General features: G+C 44.9%; 24 protein-coding genes and 2 pseudogenes. 24 read left to right on the forward strand and 2 right to left on the reverse strand.

The genetic code is table 11. The features are described from left to right. Positions 1-75 precede the first annotated feature (75 nt). The 20 genes from ACTQWB_RS06725 (at position 76) to recN (ending at position 17,620) form a co-directional block, all read left to right on the forward strand. Positions 76-1,224, forward strand: a complete 1,149-nt coding sequence (locus tag ACTQWB_RS06725; RefSeq protein ID WP_441501201.1) for a hypothetical protein — start codon at positions 76-78, stop codon at positions 1,222-1,224. Between the two features lie 128 nt (positions 1,225-1,352). Then, on the forward strand, positions 1,353-2,261 hold the full coding sequence (spoIIIAA, locus tag ACTQWB_RS06730; RefSeq protein WP_441501347.1) for a stage III sporulation protein AA: 909 nt from the start codon (positions 1,353-1,355) through the stop codon (positions 2,259-2,261). Continuing rightward, positions 2,258-2,773 carry a stage III sporulation protein AB gene (locus ACTQWB_RS06735; protein WP_441501202.1) on the forward strand — a complete coding sequence of 172 codons (516 nt, stop codon included), beginning with the start codon at positions 2,258-2,260 and terminating at the stop codon, positions 2,771-2,773. Before spoIIIAA ends, ACTQWB_RS06735 begins: the two co-directional genes overlap by 4 nt. A 14-nt stretch (positions 2,774-2,787) precedes the next feature. Next, positions 2,788-2,982 (forward strand): stage III sporulation protein AC, encoded by a 195-nt coding sequence (spoIIIAC, locus tag ACTQWB_RS06740; RefSeq protein ID WP_441501203.1) that lies wholly within the window; start codon positions 2,788-2,790, stop codon positions 2,980-2,982. Between the two features lie 90 nt (positions 2,983-3,072). After that, positions 3,073-3,459: a SpoIIIAC/SpoIIIAD family protein gene (locus ACTQWB_RS06745; protein ID WP_441501204.1), complete on the forward strand. Its 387-nt coding sequence runs from the start codon at positions 3,073-3,075 to the stop codon at positions 3,457-3,459. Continuing rightward, positions 3,456-4,715 (forward strand): stage III sporulation protein AE, encoded by a 1,260-nt coding sequence (locus tag ACTQWB_RS06750; RefSeq protein WP_441501205.1) that lies wholly within the window; start codon positions 3,456-3,458, stop codon positions 4,713-4,715. The genes ACTQWB_RS06745 and ACTQWB_RS06750 overlap by 4 nt, the downstream gene beginning before the upstream one ends. 4 nt (positions 4,716-4,719) lie before the next feature. Next, a complete protein-coding gene (locus ACTQWB_RS06755) occupies positions 4,720-5,286 on the forward strand; it encodes a stage III sporulation protein AF (protein ID WP_441501206.1) in 567 nt (188 codons plus the stop codon). Beyond that, positions 5,228-5,620 (forward strand): hypothetical protein, encoded by a 393-nt coding sequence (locus ACTQWB_RS06760; RefSeq protein WP_441501207.1) that lies wholly within the window; start codon positions 5,228-5,230, stop codon positions 5,618-5,620. Before ACTQWB_RS06755 ends, ACTQWB_RS06760 begins: the two co-directional genes overlap by 59 nt. 11 nt (positions 5,621-5,631) lie before the next feature. Further along, on the forward strand, positions 5,632-6,339 hold the full coding sequence (locus ACTQWB_RS06765; protein ID WP_441501208.1) for a SpoIIIAH-like family protein: 708 nt from the start codon (positions 5,632-5,634) through the stop codon (positions 6,337-6,339). A gap of 213 nt (positions 6,340-6,552) precedes the next feature. After that, on the forward strand, positions 6,553-8,142 hold the full coding sequence (locus ACTQWB_RS06770; protein ID WP_441501209.1) for a peptide chain release factor 3: 1,590 nt from the start codon (positions 6,553-6,555) through the stop codon (positions 8,140-8,142). A gap of 110 nt (positions 8,143-8,252) precedes the next feature. After that, positions 8,253-8,639 carry an Asp23/Gls24 family envelope stress response protein gene (locus ACTQWB_RS06775; RefSeq protein ID WP_441501210.1) on the forward strand — a complete coding sequence of 129 codons (387 nt, stop codon included), beginning with the start codon at positions 8,253-8,255 and terminating at the stop codon, positions 8,637-8,639. Between the two features lie 113 nt (positions 8,640-8,752). After that, on the forward strand, positions 8,753-9,310 hold the full coding sequence (gene nusB / locus ACTQWB_RS06780) for a transcription antitermination factor NusB (RefSeq protein WP_441501211.1): 558 nt from the start codon (positions 8,753-8,755) through the stop codon (positions 9,308-9,310). Beyond that, a complete protein-coding gene (xseA, locus tag ACTQWB_RS06785; RefSeq protein WP_441501212.1) occupies positions 9,303-10,517 on the forward strand; it encodes an exodeoxyribonuclease VII large subunit in 1,215 nt (404 codons plus the stop codon). The genes nusB and xseA overlap by 8 nt, the downstream gene beginning before the upstream one ends. Then, complete coding sequence (gene xseB / locus ACTQWB_RS06790; protein ID WP_441501348.1) at positions 10,510-10,734, forward strand: exodeoxyribonuclease VII small subunit; 225 nt, start codon at positions 10,510-10,512, stop codon at positions 10,732-10,734. Before xseA ends, xseB begins: the two co-directional genes overlap by 8 nt. After that, a complete protein-coding gene (locus ACTQWB_RS06795) occupies positions 10,718-11,614 on the forward strand; it encodes a polyprenyl synthetase family protein (protein ID WP_441501213.1) in 897 nt (298 codons plus the stop codon). The genes xseB and ACTQWB_RS06795 overlap by 17 nt, the downstream gene beginning before the upstream one ends. Positions 11,615-11,627: 13 nt before the next feature. Further along, the gene (gene dxs, locus ACTQWB_RS06800; protein ID WP_441501214.1) at positions 11,628-13,481 is read left to right on the forward strand and encodes a 1-deoxy-D-xylulose-5-phosphate synthase; all 1,854 of its coding nucleotides are present in this window, start codon (positions 11,628-11,630) and stop codon (positions 13,479-13,481) included. Positions 13,482-13,535: 54 nt separating this feature from the next. Then, positions 13,536-14,360 carry a TlyA family RNA methyltransferase gene (locus ACTQWB_RS06805; protein ID WP_441501215.1) on the forward strand — a complete coding sequence of 275 codons (825 nt, stop codon included), beginning with the start codon at positions 13,536-13,538 and terminating at the stop codon, positions 14,358-14,360. Between the two features lie 55 nt (positions 14,361-14,415). Next, positions 14,416-15,294 (forward strand): NAD(+)/NADH kinase, encoded by an 879-nt coding sequence (locus ACTQWB_RS06810; RefSeq protein WP_441501216.1) that lies wholly within the window; start codon positions 14,416-14,418, stop codon positions 15,292-15,294. A 62-nt stretch (positions 15,295-15,356) separates the two neighbouring features. Then, positions 15,357-15,812 (forward strand): arginine repressor, encoded by a 456-nt coding sequence (gene argR, locus ACTQWB_RS06815; protein ID WP_441501217.1) that lies wholly within the window; start codon positions 15,357-15,359, stop codon positions 15,810-15,812. A gap of 104 nt (positions 15,813-15,916) precedes the next feature. Next, positions 15,917-17,620: a DNA repair protein RecN gene (gene recN / locus ACTQWB_RS06820; RefSeq protein WP_441501218.1), complete on the forward strand. Its 1,704-nt coding sequence runs from the start codon at positions 15,917-15,919 to the stop codon at positions 17,618-17,620. 158 nt (positions 17,621-17,778) lie between these two features. Here the strand turns inward: recN and ACTQWB_RS06825 are convergent, their stop codons facing one another. Continuing rightward, positions 17,779-19,086, reverse strand: coding sequence for a SpoIVB peptidase S55 domain-containing protein (locus ACTQWB_RS06825; protein WP_441501219.1), 1,308 nt, complete (start codon positions 19,084-19,086; stop codon positions 17,779-17,781). Positions 19,087-19,402: 316 nt separating this feature from the next. Next, positions 19,403-19,609: pseudogene (locus ACTQWB_RS06830) on the reverse strand (DUF6783 domain-containing protein); the annotation flags it as partial. On the opposite strand from ACTQWB_RS06830, the pseudogene ACTQWB_RS06835 reads away from it, so the two are divergent. From ACTQWB_RS06835 to ACTQWB_RS06850, 4 genes and pseudogenes are all read left to right on the forward strand, one after another. Next, positions 19,547-19,762 (forward strand): annotated as a pseudogene (locus ACTQWB_RS06835) (DUF6783 domain-containing protein). The pseudogenes ACTQWB_RS06830 and ACTQWB_RS06835 overlap by 63 nt on opposite strands. Next, positions 19,728-20,534 (forward strand): sporulation transcription factor Spo0A, encoded by an 807-nt coding sequence (gene spo0A / locus ACTQWB_RS06840; RefSeq protein ID WP_441501220.1) that lies wholly within the window; start codon positions 19,728-19,730, stop codon positions 20,532-20,534. The pseudogene ACTQWB_RS06835 and the gene spo0A overlap by 35 nt, the downstream one beginning before the upstream one ends. Positions 20,535-20,599: 65 nt before the next feature. Beyond that, positions 20,600-22,045, forward strand: a complete 1,446-nt coding sequence (gene glgA, locus ACTQWB_RS06845) for a glycogen synthase GlgA (protein ID WP_441501221.1) — start codon at positions 20,600-20,602, stop codon at positions 22,043-22,045. A gap of 186 nt (positions 22,046-22,231) precedes the next feature. Continuing rightward, positions 22,232-22,417 carry a hypothetical protein gene (locus tag ACTQWB_RS06850; protein WP_441501222.1) on the forward strand — a complete coding sequence of 62 codons (186 nt, stop codon included), beginning with the start codon at positions 22,232-22,234 and terminating at the stop codon, positions 22,415-22,417. The last annotated feature ends 7 nt before the right edge of the window (positions 22,418-22,424 follow it).

The following is a 22,424-nucleotide window of genomic DNA, read 5'->3' on the forward strand; positions in this document are numbered from 1 at the left end:
AGTATAATAAGAAACGTTGTAAAAAAATAACAATGTTGTAACAAAAGAGTAATATTGCGGAAGCAGTGTAAATAAATGACGAAAAAAATGAAATGGAGAAACCGCATTTTCTGGTTTCGGATTCTGATAATGGTACTGGTGATCGCGGGATCTTATCTTGCTTATGCCTTTGTATACAGAGGAAGAAATGAGCCGCCGACCAAAAGAAAGACAACCAATCAGGAGGCAGCTTATTATACCTTGCGGGGACAGATCCAGATGCTTTCCCAAAAGGAAGAACTGATGGCATTTGCCTTTGAGAACCGGAAAAAGGAACGGGAATACGGAACCTACATCATTCCCGGACTGAAAGCAACACGGACCCTCCTTACCAGTGAAGGAGACATGCCGGCCATGTGCACGACCATGACGCCGCAAGGGCTGGCTGTAACAGAGGATTATGTTTTTATAAGTGCTTATTGCCATGCGAAGAAGCATAATTCTGTGATCTATATGATCAACAAGAAATCACATCGTTTTATAAAAGAAATTGTTTTGCCTGGACAGCCCCATGTGGGCGGTCTGGCTTATGACAGTGAACATCAGATTTTGTGGTACTCCTCCAACACGCAGGAGCTTGCACAGGCAGTAAGCCTTACCATGGAATCTATTGAAAATTACGACTATGATGAGAGCCAGCGTCCCATTACCATCAATCAGGTGGCCAGTCTTTATGGAATTGTGAGAGATTCCTTTATGACCTTTTATGAAGGGTGTCTGTACGTTGGCTGTTTTACAAAATATACAGATAGCGCGATCGCACGATATGCAGTGGATGAGAATGGAAATCTGGTTAATACCATGGATGAAGGTCTGGGAATGAATTTTGAGATGGCAGTGCCCCTGGATTATTCCACGATTTCTGAACAGGCCCAGGGAATGGCCTTTTATAATGACAAGCTTCTTTTGTCCCATTCTTTTGGAATTCTGCCTTCCAGGGTGGTGTTCTATGAGAAATCGGATAAACGGCTTTATGTTGATAAAAATTCTGCGGTCAGCTATCGTTTCCCGGAGCGTATTGAGCAGATCTTTGTGGATGGAGATGACTTGTATGTATTGTTTGAATCAGCAGCCTATGCATACAGTTCTGCCTCTGTGAATATCGTTGACAGGGTTTTGAAGCTGAGTCTGCCGAGGATGGAAGAATACCAGCAGAGTACCACAAAAGAAACAAGCCAGTATTAGAACTGGTATGGGAGTCTGTTTCAGACATGGTCAATGAGTGCCAGGAAGTCTACGATATTATAAGAATGAATCCGGGATTGTCCACATATACTAAAATTGAGAGGTGATACAAGATAGAAGCAGAGCAGATTCAGAACCTGTTTGCAGGCAATATCCGCAGGCTGTTGATGAATGCAAACCTTGATTACGATAAAATATACGAGATACGGCTGAGAGTGGGAAGACCACTGTTTTATACCTATGATGGTGGAGAAGGCTTTCTCACAGATCATGATGGCAAATATGTGGTGACAAGAGAGGACCTGAAGGAAACCATGGAGTATGTGAGCGGCTACTCCCTGTATTCATATGAAGATGAAGTACGCCAGGGGTTTCTCACAGTCCAGGGCGGACACCGGGTTGGGGTTACCGGAAAGGTGATCTTAGATGGAAATGAGATCAGGGGAATGAAATATATTTCCTGTATCAATGTGCGTCTGGCCCATGAGGTGATTGGCTGCGCAGACTGTGTCATGCCCTATATTCGCAAAAAGGACTGGGTAGCCCATACACTGATCGTTTCCCCGCCAAGAGGGGGAAAGACCACCTTGCTTCGGGACATTATCCGGCAGCTAAGCAATGGACAGGAAAAAGAAAAACTGCCAGGTGTAACGGTTGGCGTGGTGGATGAAAGAAGCGAGCTTGCAGGCTCCTACCAGGGAGTTCCGCAAAATGACCTGGGAATGCGTACCGATGTGCTGGACGGCTGCCCGAAAGCAGAAGGAATGGAAATGCTGATCCGTTCCATGTCGCCTGCTGTTGTGGCTGTTGATGAACTGGGGCGGAAAGAAGATTTTAAAGCTGTGGAAGCGGTGATCCACAGTGGATGTAAGGTGATCGCGACTGCCCACGGAAACTCCATCGAGGATGTGACCCATCAGCCCTATTTTGAAAAGCTGGTGCGAAGGAGAGTGTTTGAACGGTATATATTCCTGGATAAAGGAGACCATGCAGGAACCATACTAGGAATCTATGACAGAAATGGGAGGCCTTGTTGAAAACAGCAGGAATCATTCTGATCCTTTTTTCAGGGGCTGGCCTTGGACTTTGCAAAAGCATGGAAGTGACGGCCAGACTGAAGATTCTGGAAAAACTGGTTCAGATACTTCTGTTACTGAAGGGAGAAATCCGATGTACGGGAGCCACGCTGGAGGATGCATTCCTTGATGTGGCGGCAAAAATGCCGGGAATTTACAGGAAGTTTCTGGAAGAAATGGCAGCACAGCTTCAGAGGCGGCCTGGGATCACTTTTACCGGTATTTTCAGGGAGTGTGCTTTAAGGAATCTTCCTTTGCAGAAGATATCAAAGGAAGAGAGGGAATGTTTTCTTTCTCTTGGGGAAAAGCTGGGATATCTGGATAAGGAAATGCAGGTGGCACAGCTGACACTTCTGGAGGAAGAGCTTAGCACCAGGATGAAAACATTAAAAAGCGAGGCACCTAAAATGCAGAAGGTATATCAGAGCATGGGAGTGCTGGGCGGGATTTTGCTGGCGGTATTGATGTGGTAAGGAAAGGAGACACCTTGGAAGTCAGTATTATATTCAAAATTGCTGCTGTGGGGATCCTGGTCTCCATACTTTCCCAGGTGCTCAAACACAGCGGACGGGAAGAACAGGCGTTTCTGGTCAGTCTGGCAGGCCTTTTGGTAGTGCTTTTCTGGATCGTACCATATATCTATGAACTGTTCGACAGTATAAAAAAATTATTTGAATTATAATAAAAGTATTTGAAATATAGTAAAAATATTTGGATTATGGTGAAAGCTTTTGATCGTCAAAACCTGCCGGAAGTGAACTGGAGGTGGAACATGGACATTATAAAGATTTCTTTACTGGGCGTATGCGGTGTTATGCTGGGATTCCTTATGAAGGGAACCAGACCGGAATACGCCTGTTTTATTACAGTGGGAATCGGGCTTGTGATCATGGGACTGGCTGTGGGAAAAATAGGTTATCTCTTTGATTCCCTTGGGAAAATAAAGGAGGCTCTTCCTGTAGATACAGAATATATTTCAGTTCTGGTAAAAATGATCGGGATTACTTACATCGGCCAGTTTGCTTCGGGAATCTGTAAGGATGCAGGCTACAGCACTACAGCTGCACAGATCGAGTTGTTTTGTAAGCTTTCGGTAATGGTACTGAGTATGCCGGTGCTGATGGCACTTTTAAAGACCATTCAGGAGTTTATGGTATGAAAACTGGCGCAGCAAAAAGATATTATGGAATTTTTGCAGCTTGTGTCAGTTTCTCTTTTATGATTTTTGTGAGCTGCTGGCAAAATGAAAACAGGATAGTCAAAGCAGAAGCACAGAGTGGACAAAGCTTTGCAGCTACAGAAAGAACAGACATTATGGATGAAGAGTCAGAAACGACCCATGCAGATTCCGGGATTTCAGAAAGTGTCACCAGCCAAATGGTTTCTGATATGTCCTTCGAACAGGTGCAGAAGCTGATGGACGAAATGCTGGGAAATAACAGTTTTTCCATAGGAACAGCATTGGAAAATATGATAAACGGCAAGAGCGTAGTTTCAAAAGAGGCGGTGCAGCAATTTCTGCGCAGCCTCTTTTTTGACAGAATAGAAAAAGAACGGGAAAATTTTTTCCGGATTCTGCTCCTGGTGCTGGCAGCAGCAGTGTTTTCCAATTTTGCAGCAGTATTTGAGAACAGCCAGATCGGAGATGTAAGCTTTTATATGGTATACCTTCTGTTATTTACCATTTTAATGGACAGCTACCAGCAGCTTGGGATTTCTCTGGGAAAGCAGCTGGACTGGATGACACAGTTCATGAAAGGTCTGGCACCTGCTTATTTCATAGCAATTTCAGCAGCTTCCGGAACCGTTACTGCATCTGTATTCTACCAGGGGGTATTACTTCTGGTGTGGCTGGTACAATGGCTGCTTTTGACGTTGATCCTGCCTGGCGCGAATCTGTATGTGCTTCTCTGTCTGGTAAATCATCTTTCCAAGGAGGACATGCTAAGCAAAATGGCAGAGCTTCTGGAAACTTTGATCAGCTGGAGCTTAAAGACCATGCTGGGGGCAGTGCTGGGACTTCAGGCAGTGCGGGGGCTTGTGGCGCCTGCCATGGATGCACTCAAAAGAACTGCCATAGGAAAAACTGCAGGGGCGATTCCGGCAGTGGGAAATGCGGTGAACGTGGTGACTGAGCTGATCCTGACGGGGGCATTGCTTGTGAAAAACTGCCTGGGTGCGGTCTCTGTGCTGGCATTGTTCCTTGTAGGAGCAGGACCCGTTATCCACTATGGACTGCTTTCCCTTGGCTATCGCTTTTTAGGGGCAATCGCGCAGCCGGTATCCGATAAACGGATCGTTGGCTGCCTTGGAACAATGGGGGAAGGATGTGCTATGCTGCTTCGGATTATGCTGACAGCAGAAATATTGTGTATTCTTACATTTGTGATCCTTATGGCGTCAGTGGGGAGATGAGCCTATGAAAGAAGCAATCTACAGCTGGGTGAAGTGTCTTGCCATATTTTATATCCTCCTCACCATGTTCATTTATCTGGTGCCCACAGAGAAGTACCAACGATATGTACGTTTTTTTATGGGACTGCTGCTGATTGTCATGTTGATCACACCTGTGCTTTCGATTCTGGAAAAAAGCAGGGAGCTGCCTGAGAGCTTTTTGAATCTATACCAAGAGGAGGAAAGACAGCGGCTTACAATGGATATGGAAAATCTTCAGAAAAGTCTTCTGGAAAAAGGTGTGGAGAAGCAATTGGGAAAAAATATCCTGGAAGCTTTGCAGAAAAAAGGCATAGAAGCCATACAGTGTGAAGTACATATAGAAGGAGAGCTGCTAAAAGCGTCTGTATGGACAAAGGAGGTGCCAGATTCAGGAAGTGAGAGGGGGATAAAAGATGAACTTGCAGCAAACTGGGGAATCCGGGAAGAAAACTGTGAAATCTTTGTTGGGGAAAATGGGGAGCAGACAGTGGGTGATCCTGCTTCTTCTGGGACTGCTTCTCACAGTGATAGCACTTCCGGTGTCGGATAAGAAAGATAGTTCTCTGGCGGCAGGCAGCGAAAGTAGTTCTTTTTTTGCTGATACTTCTTATGAGAGCACAGAAGCAGAGCGGACTACATTAGAAAAAAAGCTGGAAGATCTTTTGTCCCAGGTGGAAGGGGTGGGAAAAGTACGTGTGATCCTTATGACCGGGGAGGAAAAAGACAGCAGCAGCTTCTACAGCTCCGGGAAAGAAGCAGTGACAGGAGTGCTGATCGCAGCGCAGGGAGCAGACAATTCTGTGGTTTCCAGGAATATTGTGGAGGGAGTTATGGCATTATTTCAGCTGGATGCCCATAAAATAAAAGTGATCAAAATGAAATGAGGAGAGGTAAAGTGAAAAAGATTCTGAAAAAGAACCAGGTAATCATTACTTCACTGGCGGTATTGATCGCAGTTGCAGGATACCTGAATTTTGCAGATGTAGATCTTGGCCTGAAAAACAAAGAGACCAGTGCGGATAGCAGTAGTATCCTTGAGGATGTGAACTACGACCTTACTGATGAAACAGCACTTCTGGATGAGAATGGGACAGAAGACAGCCTTACAGATGTACAGGACCAGACCACAAGTACACCGGGAGAAGCGGTACTTACAGCAGCTTCTGATTTTGCTGCCCAGGCAAAACTGTCAAGGGAACAGATCCGTTCCCAGAACAAGGCAGATCTGCAGGCAATCATCAATAACCAGGATCTGGAGGATGATCAGAAGCAGGAGGCTGTAAGCACCATGGTTTCCATGGCTGATCTGACTGAAAAGGAAGCGGCAGCAGAGCTTCTTCTTGAGGCAAAAGGCTTTGAAAATGTAATCGTAAACCTGACTGGTGAGACCGCTGATGTAGTGGTGCCGGAAGCAGATCTGACAGATGCCAAAAGAGCACAGATAGAAGATATCGTAAAACGGAAAACCGGAATTGCTCCGGAGAACATAGTGATCACACCTTTAAATGAAAGTGAAGAGGAGCTGGTGAATAAAGATGAATCCTTGGAGACTTCGGTAGATCTGGATGATGATACGGCTATATCAGAAAACATACCGGATTAGAAATACAGCTAATGGACAATTGGGATAAGTTTCGGTACAATCTGCCAAGATACCCCCTTGACAGTGCAGCTATCCTTATACTAGAATAGGAATGCTGCAAAAAAGTAAGAATACAGGCATACTGTACAGGAAATGCGGTTGTCCGTCAGAGATGACGTAAGCAGATGTACAGATGTAGGTTTTGGAATATAGAATTCAAATAGGAGGCTAAACGTGTCGAAGTATACGAAAGAAATAGAAAAAAGAAGAACCTTTGCCATCATTTCCCACCCGGATGCAGGTAAGACTACTCTGACTGAGAAATTCCTGCTGTATGGCGGAGCCATTAATCTGGCCGGCAGTGTTAAAGGAAAGGCAACGGCCCGCCATGCAGTATCAGACTGGATGGAAATTGAGAAGGAGAGAGGTATTTCCGTTACTTCTTCCGTATTGCAGTTCCACTATGATGGATATTGTATCAACATTCTGGATACACCGGGACATCAGGACTTCTCTGAGGATACTTACCGTACCCTGATGGCGGCAGACTCTGCAGTCATGGTAATTGACGGATCCAAGGGTGTTGAGGCACAGACAAGAAAATTGTTCAAGGTCTGTGTTATGAGACACATTCCTATTTTTACCTTTATCAATAAAATGGACCGTGATGCCAATGACACCTTTGACCTTCTGGACGAGATCGAGAAGGAGCTTGGAATCGCAACCTGTCCGATCAACTGGCCCATTGGTTCCGGTAAGAAATTCCGTGGTGTTTATGATCGTAATACAAATAAAGTTCTTACCTTTACAGATACCCAGAAGGGTACCAAAGAGGGAAATTTTGAGGAAATCGATCTGGATGATCCTCATGCACTTGAGGTTATGGATCCGGAACAGAAGGATCAGCTTCTGGAGGAAATCGAGCTTCTGGACGGCGCAAGTGCAGAATTTGACCAGGAGATGGTAAGCAAGGGAGAGCTGACACCAGTATTCTTTGGATCAGCCCTTACCAACTTTGGTGTGGAGACTTTCCTGGAGCACTTTTTGAAAATGACCACATCCCCTCTACCAAGAATGGCAGATACCGGTCTTGTGGATCCTATGAGTGATGATTTTTCAGCCTTCGTATTTAAAATCCAGGCAAATATGAATAAAGCACACCGCGACAGAATTGCATTTATGCGTATCTGCTCCGGCAAATTTGATGCGTCTCAGGAGGTTTACCATGTACAGGGTGACAAGAAGATGCGTCTTCTCCAGCCACAGCAGATGATGGCTGAGTCCCGCCATGTAGTTGATGAGGCTTATGCAGGAGACATCATCGGAGTCTTTGACCCGGGTATTTTTTCCATTGGAGATACCATCTGCAGTCCTGGAAACAAATTTGCATTTGAAGGAATCCCTACATTCGCACCAGAGCATTTCGCAAGGGTAAGACTTCTGGACACCATGAAGAGAAAGCAGTTTGTAAAGGGAATCAATCAGATCGCACAGGAGGGTGCTATCCAGATTTTCCAGGAGCTTTACGGAAATATGGAAGAGATCATCGTGGGTGTTGTTGGTGTGCTTCAGTTCGACGTTTTGAAATACCGTCTGGAAAATGAGTATAATGTGGAAATCCGTCTGGAAAATCTGCCTTATGAGCATATCAGGTGGATCGCAAATAAGGACGAGGTAAATGTGGACAAGATCGTTGGAACTTCTGACATGAAGAAGGTTACTGACCTGAAGGGCAATCCACTGCTTCTGTTTATCAATGCATGGAGTGTTGGTATGACAGAGGACCGTAATCCAGATTTAATATTAACCGAATTCAGCAAATAACTCTTTTCATTTTTTGAGTGTTTTGATATAATGTTAATAATTACTATGAAAGTCCTGTGCGGCAGCACCAAGGGCGCACCTGACAGATTAAACCTAGGAGGTTTGTGAGCATGGCAGAAAAGAGAACAACATATAAAATACAGGATATTGAAGGAATCGGAGAAGTTCAGATCGCAGATGAGGTAGTTACCATTATCGCCGGACTGGCTGCTACAGAAGTAGATGGTGTTGCTTCCATGGCTGGTAATATTACTAACGAGCTGGTAAGCAAGCTTGGAATGAAGAATCTTTCCAAGGGCGTTAAGGTAGAGATCGTTGACGGTGTGGTAAGCGTAGATCTTACCCTGAATATTGAATATGGCATGAATATCCTTGAGACCAGCAAGAAGGTCCAGGAGAAGGTTAAGGCAGCCATTGAGAATATGACCGGACTTGAAGTTGCAGATGTGAATATTCATATTGCAAGCGTAGATATGGAGAATGAAAAAGGAAAGTAAACCTTTCCTTTTTTTACTATGAAAGTCCTGTGAGGCAGCTATGAATAAGGCATGCTTGCATGCCTTATTCATAGATATTGCACAGGATAGGGAGTTAAATAATAGGAGGAAGCATGAGAAGAAGGGAACAGAGAGAACACATATTTAAGCTGCTTTTTATCAGCGAGTTTAATACACAGAAGGAAATGGAAGAGCAGCTCGCTTTATATTTCGAAGATATTGAGAATCTGGAAGAAGCTGATAAAGAATATATCAGCCGTAAGTATATGAACATTATGAATCATACCAAAGAACTTGACGAGAAGCTGAACAGCATCAGTATGGGCTGGAAGACCAGCCGTATGAACCGGGTTGACCTGACCGTACTTCGTCTGGCTGTGTATGAGCTTGAATATGAGAAAGAAGAAGTGCCGGTAGGAGTTGCTATCAACGAGGCGGTTGAACTTGCCAAATGCTTCGGTTCTGAAGAGTCCGGTGCATTTGTAAACGGTATTCTTGGTAAGATCGCAAATCCTGATAAGAAAGTTGCTGCGAAAAAAACAGCTGCGAAAAACCAGGAGAAAGAGCCGGCAAGACCGAAGTCTGGCTTCAAGGTAAAAGATCCGTCCAAGACGATTGTGGTAGTTAACCGTAATGTAAGCTCCAAGGCACCGGAAAATAAGAATGAATAATGTATATTCTGTTGGCCAGGTAAACCGATATGTGAAGAACATGTTTACCCAGGATTACTTTTTACAGAATATTTATATAAAGGGAGAGGTATCCAACTGCAAATACCACTCCAAAGGGCACATTTATTTTTCCCTGAAGGATGAGACCGGGATCATAAAATGTGTAATGTTTGCCGGATCACGAAGAGGTCTTGCTTTTCGCATGAAGGATGGGGACAATGTGATCGCAGGTGGAAAGATCGAAGTCTACGAGAGGGACGGAGCTTATCAGTTTTATGCAAGGGAGATCACTCTGGAAGGTGCAGGTGCATTATATGAGAGATATCTTGCCCTGAAGCAGGAACTGGAAGATATGGGGATGTTTGCCCAGGAGTACAAGCAGCCGGTACCGGAATACTGTCACAGAGTGGGTATCGTTACGTCTCCTACAGGAGCTGCGATCAAAGACATAGCTAATGTTTCCTTCAGACGGAATCCTTTTATCCAGACGATCCTTTATCCTGCCCTGGTGCAGGGAGAAGGCGCAGCTGCCAGTATCGTGCAGGGAATCCGGACGCTGGATAAGGTAGATGTGGATGTGATCATCGTAGGCCGTGGCGGCGGCTCCATCGAGGAATTATGGGCCTTTAACGAAGAAGAAGTGGCAAGGGCCATATTTGAATGTCATACACCTGTGATTTCGGCGGTAGGACATGAGACTGATTTTACCATCGCTGATTTTGTAGCAGATCTACGCGCTCCTACTCCGTCTGCTGCGGCGGAGCTTGCCTATTTTGACTGCAGAAGCTTTCTGGATTCCATGAAGGGCTATCAGGAGCGGCTGGAGCGGGGCGTGTGGAATAAAATAGATGTAAGCAGGGCAATGCTGGAAAAATACAGGACACGTCTGCAATATCTGAATCCTGTAAGGCGCCTGCAGGATCACCAGCAGTACGCGACAGATATGCAGGAACGTATCCAGTCTGCCATGGAACAAAAGATAAAAGACAAAAGACACAGACTGTCCCTCTATCTGGAACGGTTCAACGGTCTTTCTCCTCTTAGGAAGCTGAATCAGGGATATTCTTACGTTTCAGATAAAGAGGGAAAAACGGTGACATCTGTTTCCCAGGTAAAACAAGGGGATAGTCTGCTGGTTTATGTAACAGATGGTACGGTCGAAGCCACTGTACAGAATACGAAAAAGGAGGCACGGGATGATGGCTGAAGAAAAGAAAGAAGAGAAGTCTTTAGAGGAGGCTTTTGCACAGCTGGACGATCTGGCTGGCAGGCTGGAAGACCGTGAGACCTCCCTGGAGGACTCTTTCCGGCTGTATAAGCAGGGAATGGAGCTTCTGAAATACTGCAACGATAAACTTGACACTGTAGAAAAGAAAATGCTGCAGATGAATGAGGATGGTACGCTTAGTGAATTTTCAAGATGAGTTAAAAAAAAGAACGGAAGAAATTGAAAAAGTGCTGGAGTCTTATCTTCCGGCAGAAGAAGGGTTTGCGCGGACCATGGCACAGGCCATGAATTACAGTGTTCTAGCAGGGGGAAAGCGTCTTCGTCCTATGCTGATCCTGGAGACTCTGAGAATGTTTGGCGGTGAGGAGAAGCTTGCTTATCCGTTTATGGCAGCCATGGAGATGATTCATACCCATTCCCTGGTCCACGATGACCTGCCGGCTCTTGATAATGATGATTACCGCAGAGGCCGTCTCACAACCCACAAGGTTTACGGGGAGGCAATGGGAGTCCTTAGCGGCGTGGCTCTTCTGAATTATGCTTATGAAGTGATGTTCACAGCCTTTGACCTGAAAGAAACACAGGGAAACCAGGCTTGTGTGATCCAGGCTCTTAAAGTGATGTCCCATAAGACCGGACTTTATGGAATGCTGGGCGGACAGAGCGTAGATGTGGAAAATGATGGCAAACCCATGAGCCGTGAGATGATCGATTATATTTATGAAAACAAGACTTCTGCGCTTATTGAGGCGTCCATGATGACAGGTGCTATTCTTGGCGGGGCTTCTGAAGAGGAAGTCTCTGTGATAGAAAAGGCAGCGGGAAATATTGGCCTTGCATTCCAGATCCAGGACGATATCCTGGATGTGACAAGCACTGCAGAGGAGCTGGGAAAGCCTATCCACAGTGATGAGAAGAACCATAAAACTACCTATGTGACCCTCATGGGAACCGAAAAAGCGTCACAGCAGGTGAAAAAGCTGTCTGATGAGGCAGTAGAGCTTCTGGAAGGCTTGAATAAGAAAAATGAATTTCTGTTTACCCTGATAAGGGAACTTGTGGGACGCAGAAAGTGAAAGAAGGATACGAATGATTCTGGATAAAATAGAAAAGCCCAACGATATTCACAAGATTCCTCTGGCTGAATTTCCACAGCTGGCTGATGAAATACGAAGCTTTTTGATTGAATCCGTCAGCAGGACAGGAGGACATCTGGCGTCCAATCTTGGGGTGGTAGAGCTTACACTGGCACTGCATAATGTACTGGATTTTCCAGATGATAAGCTGATCTGGGATGTAGGCCACCAGGCTTACACCCATAAGATCCTGACCGGACGAAAAGGAGAATTTGATACGCTGCGCAAGGAAGGTGGCTTAAGCGGTTTCCCAAAGAGAGGAGAGAGCAGCTGCGATTCTTTTGACGCAGGGCATAGCTCAGATTCTATTTCAGCAGGTCTCGGATATGTGCGCGCAAGGGATCTCCTTGGGGAGAAATACCATGTGGTTTCCGTGATCGGGGACGGTGCACTTACTGGCGGTATGGCTTATGAGGCGTTAAATAACGCTGCTGAGCTGGAAACGAATTTTATCATTGTCCTGAATGACAATAATATGTCCATTTCCCCAAATGTAGGAGGAATGTCAAATTATCTCAGTGCCCTTCGTACGGCAGAAGCTTATACCGGGATGAAGATGAGCCTGAACAAGGCTGTAAAGAAGATTCCTCATGTGGGAACGGCCATGGTGGATGCCGTAAGAAGGACAAAAAGCAGTATTAAACAGCTGTTTATTCCGGGAATGCTCTTCGAAAATATGGGACTGACTTATCTTGGCCCTGTAGATGGACATAATATGCGTCAGATGATGCGGCTGTTTAATGAGGCAAAGAGAGTGAAAGGACCGGTTGTAGTTCATGTACTTACTGAGAAAGGCCGGGGATATGAGCCCGCAAGGCGTAATCCGGATCTGTTCCATGGAATTGGCCCTTTTGATATCAAGACAGGCAGACCAACCCAGAAAAAAGTCTGTCCAGGTTATACAGATGTTTTTGCAGACGCTTTGTGCGAGGCTGGAGTGGAAGAGAAGAAGCTGGTTGCAATCACAGCGGCCATGCCAGATGGCACGGGGCTGAAGAAATTTTCCCAGAGATTCCCGGACCGTTTTTTTGATGTGGGAATTGCAGAAGAACATGCAGTTTCTTTTGCAGCAGGACTGGCACTTGGCGGGATGATTCCGGTAGTGGCGATTTATTCTTCGTTTTTACAAAGAGCGGTGGATCAGATGCTCCATGACGTGTGTATGCAGAAGCTCCACGTGATCTTTGCTGTGGACAGAGCCGGACTGGTTGGTGCAGACGGAGAGACTCATCAGGGTAATTTTGATATTTCCTATCTTAGCATGATGCCGGAAATGACCGTGATGGCACCGAAAAATGACTGGGAATTAAAGGAAATGTTCCGTTTTGCTGTAGAAGCAGAAGGACCTGTGGCAATCCGTTACCCGAGAGGAAATGCTTACCAGGGACTGCAGGAATACCAGACTCCTGTGGAACTTGGCAAAAGCGAAGTACTCCATAAGGGGAAAGAAATCGCAGTTCTGGCATTGGGCAGTATGGTAGAAATCTGTGAGGATGTCTGCCGGAAACTGAAAAAAGAGGGATACGATCCTACTTTTGTAAATGTCCGTTTTGTGAAGCCATTGGATACCGCATTGCTGGATGAGCTGGCGACAGATCACAGCCTGCTCGTAACGGTAGAGGAAAATGTGGAAAATGGCGGTTTCGGACAGCATGTATGCGGTTATATGGAGGAAAAGCATCCTGGTATCCAGGTGATGCCGGTAGCGATTCCAGACCGTTTTGTGCCCCATGGAAGCGTTGACAGCCTCAGGGAACAGCTGGGACTTAGCAGTCAGGGAATTGTAGATATAATAGTAAAAAGATAACTGTTTGAAAACTTTGAACAGTTGAAATAAAATTTCGGAAGCGGGAATGGAAGAATGAAGAAACGATTGGATATGATGCTGGTGGAGCGCGCTCTTGCACCTTCCAGGGAAAAAGCAAAAGCATATATTATGGCCGGACAGGTTTATGTGGATGGACAGAAAGAAGACAAAGCAGGCTCCATGTTTGCAGACACAGTGAAAGTGGAGGTACGTGGAAATACACTTCCCTATGTAAGTCGTGGAGGTCTGAAGCTTGAGAAGGCCATGAATGAATTTGATGTGTCCCTTGAGGGAAAGGTATGTATGGATGTGGGGGCTTCTACCGGAGGCTTTACAGACTGCATGCTCCAGAACGGCGGTGTGAAGGTTTATTCAATTGATGTTGGATATGGTCAGCTGGACTGGAAGCTCCGCAATGATCCGCGGGTAGTCTGCATGGAGAAAACAAATATCCGTTATGTGGTTCCGGAGGATATTCAGGAAAAACCTGAATTTTCATCGATTGATGTTTCTTTTATTTCCCTGACGAAAGTGCTGGGCCCTGTGAGAAATCTTCTTACAGAGGATGGTGAGATCGTCTGCCTGATCAAGCCTCAGTTCGAGGCTGGCAGGGAAAAAGTAGGGAAGAAAGGCGTTGTCCGTGATCCTGCCGTACATGAGGAGGTCATAGAGAAAGTCAGGGATTTTGCCATGAGTATCGCTCTTGAGCCATGCCATTTATCCTTTTCCCCGATCAAAGGACCCGAGGGAAACATTGAATACCTGCTTCATCTGAAAAAAAGACCGGAGGGAACCAAAGTGCCGGACAGCCTTACTGTAAAGGTAGAGGATGTGGTTGCACAGGCTCATGGGGCGCTGGATAAACCTGCGGCGAATTAAAAGAATTGATCTGCTTATGCGGATATCACCATATAGGAATACAGGAACTTAAGTTATGAATGAGTTTTATATTATAACGAATAGTGAAAAGGATAAAAATCTGGAATTTACAGGTCAGGTAGTAGATTACCTCGAAAAAAGGGGAAGCCACTGTGAAGTACAGCTTGCAGGAAGACAGCCAGATGGACCCTTTCACTATACAGAACCAGGAAAGATCCCGGAAGAAACCCAGTGTATTATTGTGCTTGGCGGTGACGGAACCCTTCTGCAGGCTGCCAGAGACATTCAGGCGGCCCATGATGAAAAACGCAGCCAGATTCCTCTTCTGGGAGTAAATCTTGGAAATCTGGGCTTTCTGGCTGAGGTGGACAGACAGTCTGTTTACCAGGCACTTGATAAGCTGGTGGCAGATATATATGAGGTGGAAGAGCGGATGATGCTTTCTGGTACAGTTTACCGGGGAGATAAGGTCATCGGTGAGGATATTGCGTTAAATGACATTGTAATTGCAAGGGAAGGACCTCTTCGCGTAGTCAGGTTTAAGAATTTTGTCAATGACGAGTATCTGAATTCTTACAATGCAGATGGAATCATTATTTCTACACCTACCGGTTCCACTGGATACAGCCTTTCCGTAGGTGGTCCGATTGTTTCCCCAAGTGGGGAGATGACCATTATGACTCCCATCGCACCGCACACTTTAAACAGCAGGAGCATTGTCTTTCCTGCTGATGATGTGATCACGGTGGAAATGGGCGAGGGACGCCATCAGGATTGTGAAAAGGGACTGGCTTCCTTTGATGGGGATTCTGAGATTCCTATGATTACGGGAGACCGGATCGTGATTCGGAAAGCTAAAGTAAAAACCAGAATTTTGAAGCTGAACCATCTCAGTTTTGTGGAAGTGCTGAGACAGAAAATGCGGGACAGCTGAAAAAAAGAGTTGTTCTTAGCTTCATAGTTCTTAAGCAACGCTTTCTGCAGGGAGGTTAAAACGTGAAATTAGCAAGACATGAGAAGATTATCGAGCTGATAAAAGAATATGACATAGATACACAGGAAGAGCTTGCAGCCAGATTGAATGAAGCCGGTTTTAAGGTGACACAGGCAACGGTTTCACGAGATATCCGTGCACTGAAAATGACGAAGGTTGCAGGAAAAGACGGGAAATCCCGTTATGCTATCCTGCAGGATGCCCAGCCCAGACTGGGAGATCAGTATACAAGAGTATTAAATGATGCGGTTGTGTCCATTGACGTGGGACAGAATCTGGTAGTGATCAAGACGGTTACCGGAATGGCAATGGGAGTTGCTACTGCCCTGGATGCTCTGAAATGGCCGGAAATCCTGGGGTGCATTGCAGGAGATGATACCATTATGTGTGCCTGCAAGAGTGTCGAGCTGGCAGAAGGCGTTATGGAGAAACTGGGCGGTATTTTGAACAGAAGATAATAGTGGAAAAAATCTGCTTTTATAGAGCAGACTGGAAACATAGAGTAAATCGGGCAGGAATTTCCTGCTCGATTGCTGTTATTTGAGAGGTAAGGAGGTCAACTTTGTTAGTACATTTACATGTAAAAAACCTTGCACTTATCGATGAAATCGAAGTAGAATTCGGACCTGGGCTGAATATTCTCACTGGTGAGACTGGCGCTGGTAAGTCCATTCTTCTGGGCTCTATGCAGCTGATCCTAGGGGGAAAGACATCCAGAAGCATGATCAGGGAAAATGCACCGTATGCACTGGTGGAGCTTTTATTTCAGGTGGAAAATACGAAAGCGAAAGAGGCTCTTGCAGCACTTGACATTTATCCGGAAGATGGACAGGTACTTATGTCCAGGAAAATTATGGATGGCAGGAGCATTAATAAGATAAATGGGGAGACAAGTACGGTAAGCCAGATGAAGGCTGCGGCGGCATGCCTTCTTGATATTCACGGGCAGCATGAGCACCAGTCTCTTCTTTATGAGGAGAAGCAGCTGGAGATTCTGGACGCGTACGGCCGGGAGAGAATCCTTCCGGAAAAAGAGAAAGTGAAAGCTGCTTACCAGGAATATAAGAAATGCCAGGCAGAGCTGAAATCCCTTGATATGGATGAGGAACAAAAAAACAGGGAGATGGCTTTTCTGGAATTTGAAATCAATGAGATCGAGAAAGCTTCCCTTGTACCAGGTGAGGATGAGGAACTGGAAAAGCAATACCGGAAACTGTCAAATGGACGCCGGATCATCGATTCCCTCCAAAGTGCCCATGCTCTTACCGGATATGACGGACAGGGAGCTGGTGAAGCGGTAGGGGAAGCTCTCAGGGAGCTTTCCAGGGTGACAGAGTATGACGAACAGCTGGAATCTCTTTCCCAGACACTTTCTGAGGTGGATGGACTTCTCAATGATTTTAACAGAGAGCTGTCCTCCTATATGGATGATATGACCTTTGACGAATCGGTATTTTATGAGACAGAGCGTCGGTTGGATCTGATCAACGGCCTGAAAGCAAAATACGGCCAGCAGATAGAGGAAATTCAGGCCTATCAGAAAAAACAGCAGGAAAAACTGGAAAAGCTTCAGAAATATGAAGAGATCTTTGAAGCGGCCAAAGAGGAACTGAAAAAGACACAGAAAAAACTGGAAGCTGCATGCAGCAGTCTTTCAGAAGTTCGTAAAGAATACAGCAGGCAGCTGGAAGAGAAGGTAATCCAGGGACTGAAAGACCTGAATTTCCTTGATGTGAAATTTGCGATCACGTTTAACCGGAAAAACAGTTTCACAGACAATGGATTTGATGAAATTGAATATGAAATTTCTACAAATCCGGGAGAAAGCCTGAAGCCACTTGGTAAAATCGTTTCTGGTGGTGAGCTTTCCCGAATCATGCTTGCATTGAAGGCAATTCTGGCAGACCGTGATCAGATTGAGACCTTGATCTTCGATGAAATTGATACCGGAATCAGTGGACGTACGGCCCAGAAGGTTTCGGAGAAGATGGCAGTGATCGGTCATCATCACCAGGTGCTTTGCATTACCCATCTGCCCCAGATCGCAGCAATGGCAGATTCCCATTTCGAGATTGAGAAGCACGTGGAAGGGACAGAAACCACCACGCAGATACATACCCTGGATGAAGAAGCTTCAATCCGGGAGCTTGCCCGCCTTCTCGGTGGCGCACAGATCACAGGGGCAGTGCTGGAGAATGCCAGGGAGATGAAGAAGCTGGCAGGAGAGTGTAAAGCTAGGCTGGATGGTGCAGTATTTACGAAATAATTGTCCTATCCGTTTGTATGCGGATGCCATTGCCCAGGTAAAATTTCTATGTAGTTAGGAAATAAAATATAGAAAGTAATTTCCCACGAAATGTATGACTGTAATTTTAAGAGAAAAGGGGAGGATTTTTGAAATGGAAATCCTTCCCTTTTCTCAATCTACGAAATTTCCAGCATATTTTCAATAAAAATCCCATACCCGCTTGTGGCGTCCTGGACAAAAACATGGGTAATGGCACCGATCACCTTGCCGTTTTGCAGCACGGGGCTGCCAGACATGCCCTGTACAATACCTCCGGTGGCATCAAGGAGCTCCTGGTCGGTTATATGGATAACGAAGCTTTTGTTGCTGTTCTCATGGTTCATATCAATTCTGGTGATTTCTGCACTGTATTCTTTTACCCCATTTCCGATATTGCATAAAATAGAGGCTGGTCCGGTCTGGACTTCCTGCTTATAGCCGATTTTCATCTGGCGGAGAGAAATTTGTTGTAAGGTATTATCAGAAAAACAATGTGAAAAATCCCAGGAATTATTATTCTTTTGGCTGGAAGCTTTGACAGAACTATCTGTTTGGCTATTTCCTGAATTATTTGGAATTTGATCTATAAAGCTTCCATAAATTCCGTTTGTGTTATTAGTGCGAATATGCCCGATCACATTATCATTTCGGTATCGGATCAGCCCGGAAAGCTCCCCGGGACTTCCTTTTTCCCCTTTTTGCACCCCGAGAATCTGGGCACAATAAAGATTTCCACCTTTGATGGAAAGGAGATTTCCAGTGTCGATATCACTGATTCCGTGACCTAGAGCGCCAAAATTACCATCTTTTGTCACATAGGTAAGAGTACCGATACCCTGAGTATCATCCCGTACCCAGACTCCCAGCTTGTAATTTCCAGAAGAATCCTGTACCGGAGTGATAGAAACAGGGATGGTACTGTTATCTCTTCGCACATCCATGGTGACAGTGCTTCCGTCTATATTTTCCAGATCATTGATTAAATCCTGCTTACAGGATATTTTCTGTTGATTTAGTGAAACAATATAGTCACCGGGCTTTAAAATATTTTTTGCAGGATCCTGTAGCTGACCGTCACCGGAAAGAATTTCCCCGGTATCAATTACCAGAACTCCGGCTGTTTCCATGTAAATACCCACTGTGCTTCCACTGACCAGAATGCTGTCTGATTCAGTTGGGGTAACTTTTATTTCTTTAAAAGGAATTTTTCCAAAAAGCCTGCAGGTCAGGTGGTAACTCCCTTCGCCTGATGCGGTAACCGCGTCTCCAAAAGTCATAAAAGGAAGCTTTTCCAATTGTGAAAGGTTTACACCGCCTTTTCTGTCAATGTGTATTTCGTCCGGAATTTTCCGGTCCAGATAACGATATCCTAGAAATATCATTGCCAGAAGGTCAAGGACGAGGCAGAGCAGGATAAAATTTTTGTATTTTCGTTTCTGGTACATGTGTTCACATCCTTTTCTTTTGTTTTTGATGTTGCAACTGTAAAAATCTATTTGGCGGATACTTATTTATATTGTGTTGTGCTTCTGCACTTTCTAGTATGGGACAAAAATATAATTTCAGTCTTGTATTTTTATGAATGGATGCCATTTCTTTCAATCCAAAAACGCGAAAAAAGAAAAACTGTTTTAAAAAGAGAATCTGTGTAAAATGCTGTCTTATTATGAAAAAAACAATCGGAAATATGTTTTTTTTGTAGTAAAAATAAGCAAAAAAACTCGAAACAAATCGAACGAAAATCCAGTAAAATCGGCACTTTCAGCTTGATTTCCCCATGAGAGTTCCACTATAATAGACGTTGTTACAGCAAAGGAAAATTTTTCTGAAAAATGTGCAAGAGCAAATAGGGCCCTGCTGTTTTGTACATGCGCTAGAGCATGTTTGAAAAAGGCTTTCTGCAAGATGTGCATCACAATTTGTGGGAGATTTTGTTCGATTGAGGGAGGCGTAGCGGGCTACGCCGACTGAAAGAGGGCAAAATCTCCCGCAAAGTGGGGCGTGCAGCTTGCAGGAATGATTTTTCAAACAGGCTCGAGGAAGATATCTGGAAATATATTCAAAATAGTAGGAGGAGAAGAGCCTCATGGAAAAATTGAATGTGGCAATTGCGGACGATAATGAGAAAATGGTGGAAATACTGAGCAAGATGATCGACCAGGATGAAGAACTTAAGCTGGTTGGAAAAGCACATAATGGAGAAGAAATCTGTAACATCATAAAAGAAAAACAGCCTGATGTGGTTGTACTGGATATTATTATGCCGAAAGTGGATGGACTTTCTGTAATGGAGCGGTTCAGCCATGATGAAAATCTGAAAAAAGTGCCGTCTTTTATTGTAGTATCTGCAGTGGGACAGGAGCGGATCACAGAGGATGCGTTTGATCTTGGAGCAGATTATTTTATGCTGAAACCATTTGACAACAAAATGCTGCTGAACCGGATCAAACATATCCGCCGGGCAGGAGAGCGGCGGGCCCGGGAAATGAACCGGCCGCGTCCAAAGGAAGAAGAGAACCCGTATAATCCGGGAAACCTGGAAACAGATGTGACAGATATCATACATGAGATCGGAGTCCCGGCCCATATTAAAGGTTATCAGTATCTGCGGGATGCGATCATTTTATCTGTAAATGACATGGAAATGCTCAATTCCATTACAAAAATCCTGTATCCTACCATAGCCAAAAGGCATCAGACCACACCCAGCCGTGTGGAACGTGCTATCCGTCACGCAATCGAAGTAGCATGGAGCCGTGGTAAAATGGATACCATTGACCAGCTATTTGGCTATACAGTAAGTAATGGGAAGGGAAAACCTACAAATTCTGAATTTATTGCTCTGATCGCAGATAAAATCCGGCTGGAATATAAAAATCGTTCTTTCCAATAGGAAAAATATAGGGTATAATAGAAATTATAAGAAGCTATGCGCTATTACTAAGGAGGGTTTTTTGAATGAAAAGAATTCTTTTTGCAACATCAGAAGCAGTACCTTTTATTAAGACCGGAGGTCTGGCCGACGTAGCTGGTTCACTGCCGAAATGCTTTGATAAACGCTATTTTGACATTCGCGTGATTTTACCGAAATATGCCTGCATGAAACAGGAATGGAAGGATAAAATGGAATATGTCACACACTTCTATATGGGTCTGGGATATAAGAACTGCTATGTAGGCGTTCTTCAGATGGAGTATGATGGCATCCAGTTTTATTTTATTGATAATGAATACTATTTCAGTGGTCCGAAGCCATATGACAGTGCACCATGGGATCTGGAGAAATTTGCATTCTTCTCCAAGGCAGTGCTTTCTGTACTTCCTGTGATCGGTTTCCGTCCGGACATTATCCATTGCCATGACTGGCAGACCGGACTGGTTCCTGTTTATCTTCATGACAGCTTCCAGCAGAATCAGTTCTTCTGGGGAATCAAGACGATCATGACCATACATAACCTGAAATTCCAGGGAGTGTACGATGTGAAGACGATCAAGGAGCTTACCGGACTTTCAGACTATTACTTTACACCGGATAAGCTGGAAGCCTACAAGGACGGTAACTTCCTGAAAGGTGGTATCGTTTTTGCAGATGCAGTTACAACTGTAAGTAATACGTATGCCGATGAGATTAAGACACCGTTCTACGGAGAGGGCCTTGACGGATTGCTTCGTGCACGTTCCAACAGCCTGAGAGGAATTGTAAATGGCATCGACTATAACGATTTCAATCCGGAGACAGACAACAATCTGACTGCCCGTTATAATGCAACTACCTTCCGTAAGGAGAAGGTGAAGAACAAGATTCAGCTTCAGAAGGATTTAGGTCTTGAGCAGGATCCGAAGGCCATGATGATCGGTATTGTTTCCCGTCTGACAGACCAGAAGGGATTTGACCTGATCGCGTATATCATGGATGAGCTTTGCCAGGATTCCGTTCAGATCGTAGCTCTTGGTACAGGGGATGAACGCTATGAGAATATGTTCCGTCATTTTGACTGGAAATATCATGGCAAAGTTTCTGCACAGATTTATTATGACGAGAGTATGTCTCACAGAATTTATGCAGCTTCTGACGCGTTCCTTATGCCGTCCCTGTTTGAGCCATGCGGCCTGAGCCAGCTGATGAGCCTTCGTTACGGTACACTTCCGATCGTCAGGGAGACCGGCGGTCTGAAGGATACTGTAGAGCCTTACAATGAATTTGAAGGCACTGGAACCGGATTTTCTTTCAGCAATTACAATGCGCATGAGATGCTTTCCACGATCCGCTATGCAGAGCATATTTACTATGATAAAAAGCGTGAGTGGAATAAGATGGTAGACCGCGCGATGGCGAAAGATTTCTCATGGGGCAATTCTGCGCGCCAGTATGAAGAAATGTATAACTGGCTGATCGGAGAATAAAGTCTGCGATTTTATACAGCGAAGTATTACCTGTGGGTAATTGCAATTAAATACATAATAAGAGAAAAATGCGGGCATACTGCTTCTTGTAAGGTGTCCGGTTCAGGATACAGGGGAAATTTATTTCTCCTGTATTTTGCGTAAACGGATATGTTAATGGAAAATGATAAACAGGAGGCAGGTTATATGAACCAAATTTCAGAACTGGATTTACAGAATTTGCGCCATTTGATCGGTGGATTTGACACCACTCACTGTAAAATGGATGAATATGCGAAGCAGGCTACAGATGCCCAGGTGAAGCAGTTTTTCCAGAAGTCAGCACAGTCAGCTGTAGACAGCAAAAACCAGCTGATGCAGTATTTACAGTAGGAGGTGG

The sequence above is a fragment of the Blautia sp. HCP3S3_H10_2 genome (assembly GCF_052122375.1).
In the GTDB taxonomy this organism is placed as follows: domain Bacteria; phylum Bacillota; class Clostridia; order Lachnospirales; family Lachnospiraceae; genus Blautia_A.

Excerpts from the sequence above, each read along its gene's own strand:
- glgA (WP_441501221.1), top strand. The coding sequence starts at position 20,600 with ATGAAAAGAATTCTTTTTGCAACATCAGAAGCAGTACCTTTTATTAAG.
- ACTQWB_RS06805 (WP_441501215.1), top strand. The coding sequence starts at position 13,536 with ATGAAGAAACGATTGGATATGATGCTGGTGGAGCGCGCTCTTGCACCT.
- ACTQWB_RS06745 (WP_441501204.1), top strand. The coding sequence starts at position 3,073 with ATGGACATTATAAAGATTTCTTTACTGGGCGTATGCGGTGTTATGCTG.
- nusB (WP_441501211.1), top strand. The coding sequence starts at position 8,753 with ATGAGAAGAAGGGAACAGAGAGAACACATATTTAAGCTGCTTTTTATC.
- spo0A (WP_441501220.1), top strand. The coding sequence starts at position 19,728 with ATGGAAAAATTGAATGTGGCAATTGCGGACGATAATGAGAAAATGGTG.
- ACTQWB_RS06775 (WP_441501210.1), top strand. The coding sequence starts at position 8,253 with ATGGCAGAAAAGAGAACAACATATAAAATACAGGATATTGAAGGAATC.
- ACTQWB_RS06810 (WP_441501216.1), top strand. The coding sequence starts at position 14,416 with ATGAATGAGTTTTATATTATAACGAATAGTGAAAAGGATAAAAATCTG.
- ACTQWB_RS06850 (WP_441501222.1), top strand. The coding sequence starts at position 22,232 with ATGAACCAAATTTCAGAACTGGATTTACAGAATTTGCGCCATTTGATC.
- ACTQWB_RS06725 (WP_441501201.1), top strand. The coding sequence starts at position 76 with ATGACGAAAAAAATGAAATGGAGAAACCGCATTTTCTGGTTTCGGATT.
- dxs (WP_441501214.1), top strand. The coding sequence starts at position 11,628 with ATGATTCTGGATAAAATAGAAAAGCCCAACGATATTCACAAGATTCCT.
- ACTQWB_RS06750 (WP_441501205.1), top strand. The coding sequence starts at position 3,456 with ATGAAAACTGGCGCAGCAAAAAGATATTATGGAATTTTTGCAGCTTGT.
- xseA (WP_441501212.1), top strand. The coding sequence starts at position 9,303 with ATGAATAATGTATATTCTGTTGGCCAGGTAAACCGATATGTGAAGAAC.
- xseB (WP_441501348.1), top strand. The coding sequence starts at position 10,510 with ATGGCTGAAGAAAAGAAAGAAGAGAAGTCTTTAGAGGAGGCTTTTGCA.
- ACTQWB_RS06825 (WP_441501219.1), bottom strand. The coding sequence starts at position 19,086 with ATGTACCAGAAACGAAAATACAAAAATTTTATCCTGCTCTGCCTCGTC.
- ACTQWB_RS06755 (WP_441501206.1), top strand. The coding sequence starts at position 4,720 with ATGAAAGAAGCAATCTACAGCTGGGTGAAGTGTCTTGCCATATTTTAT.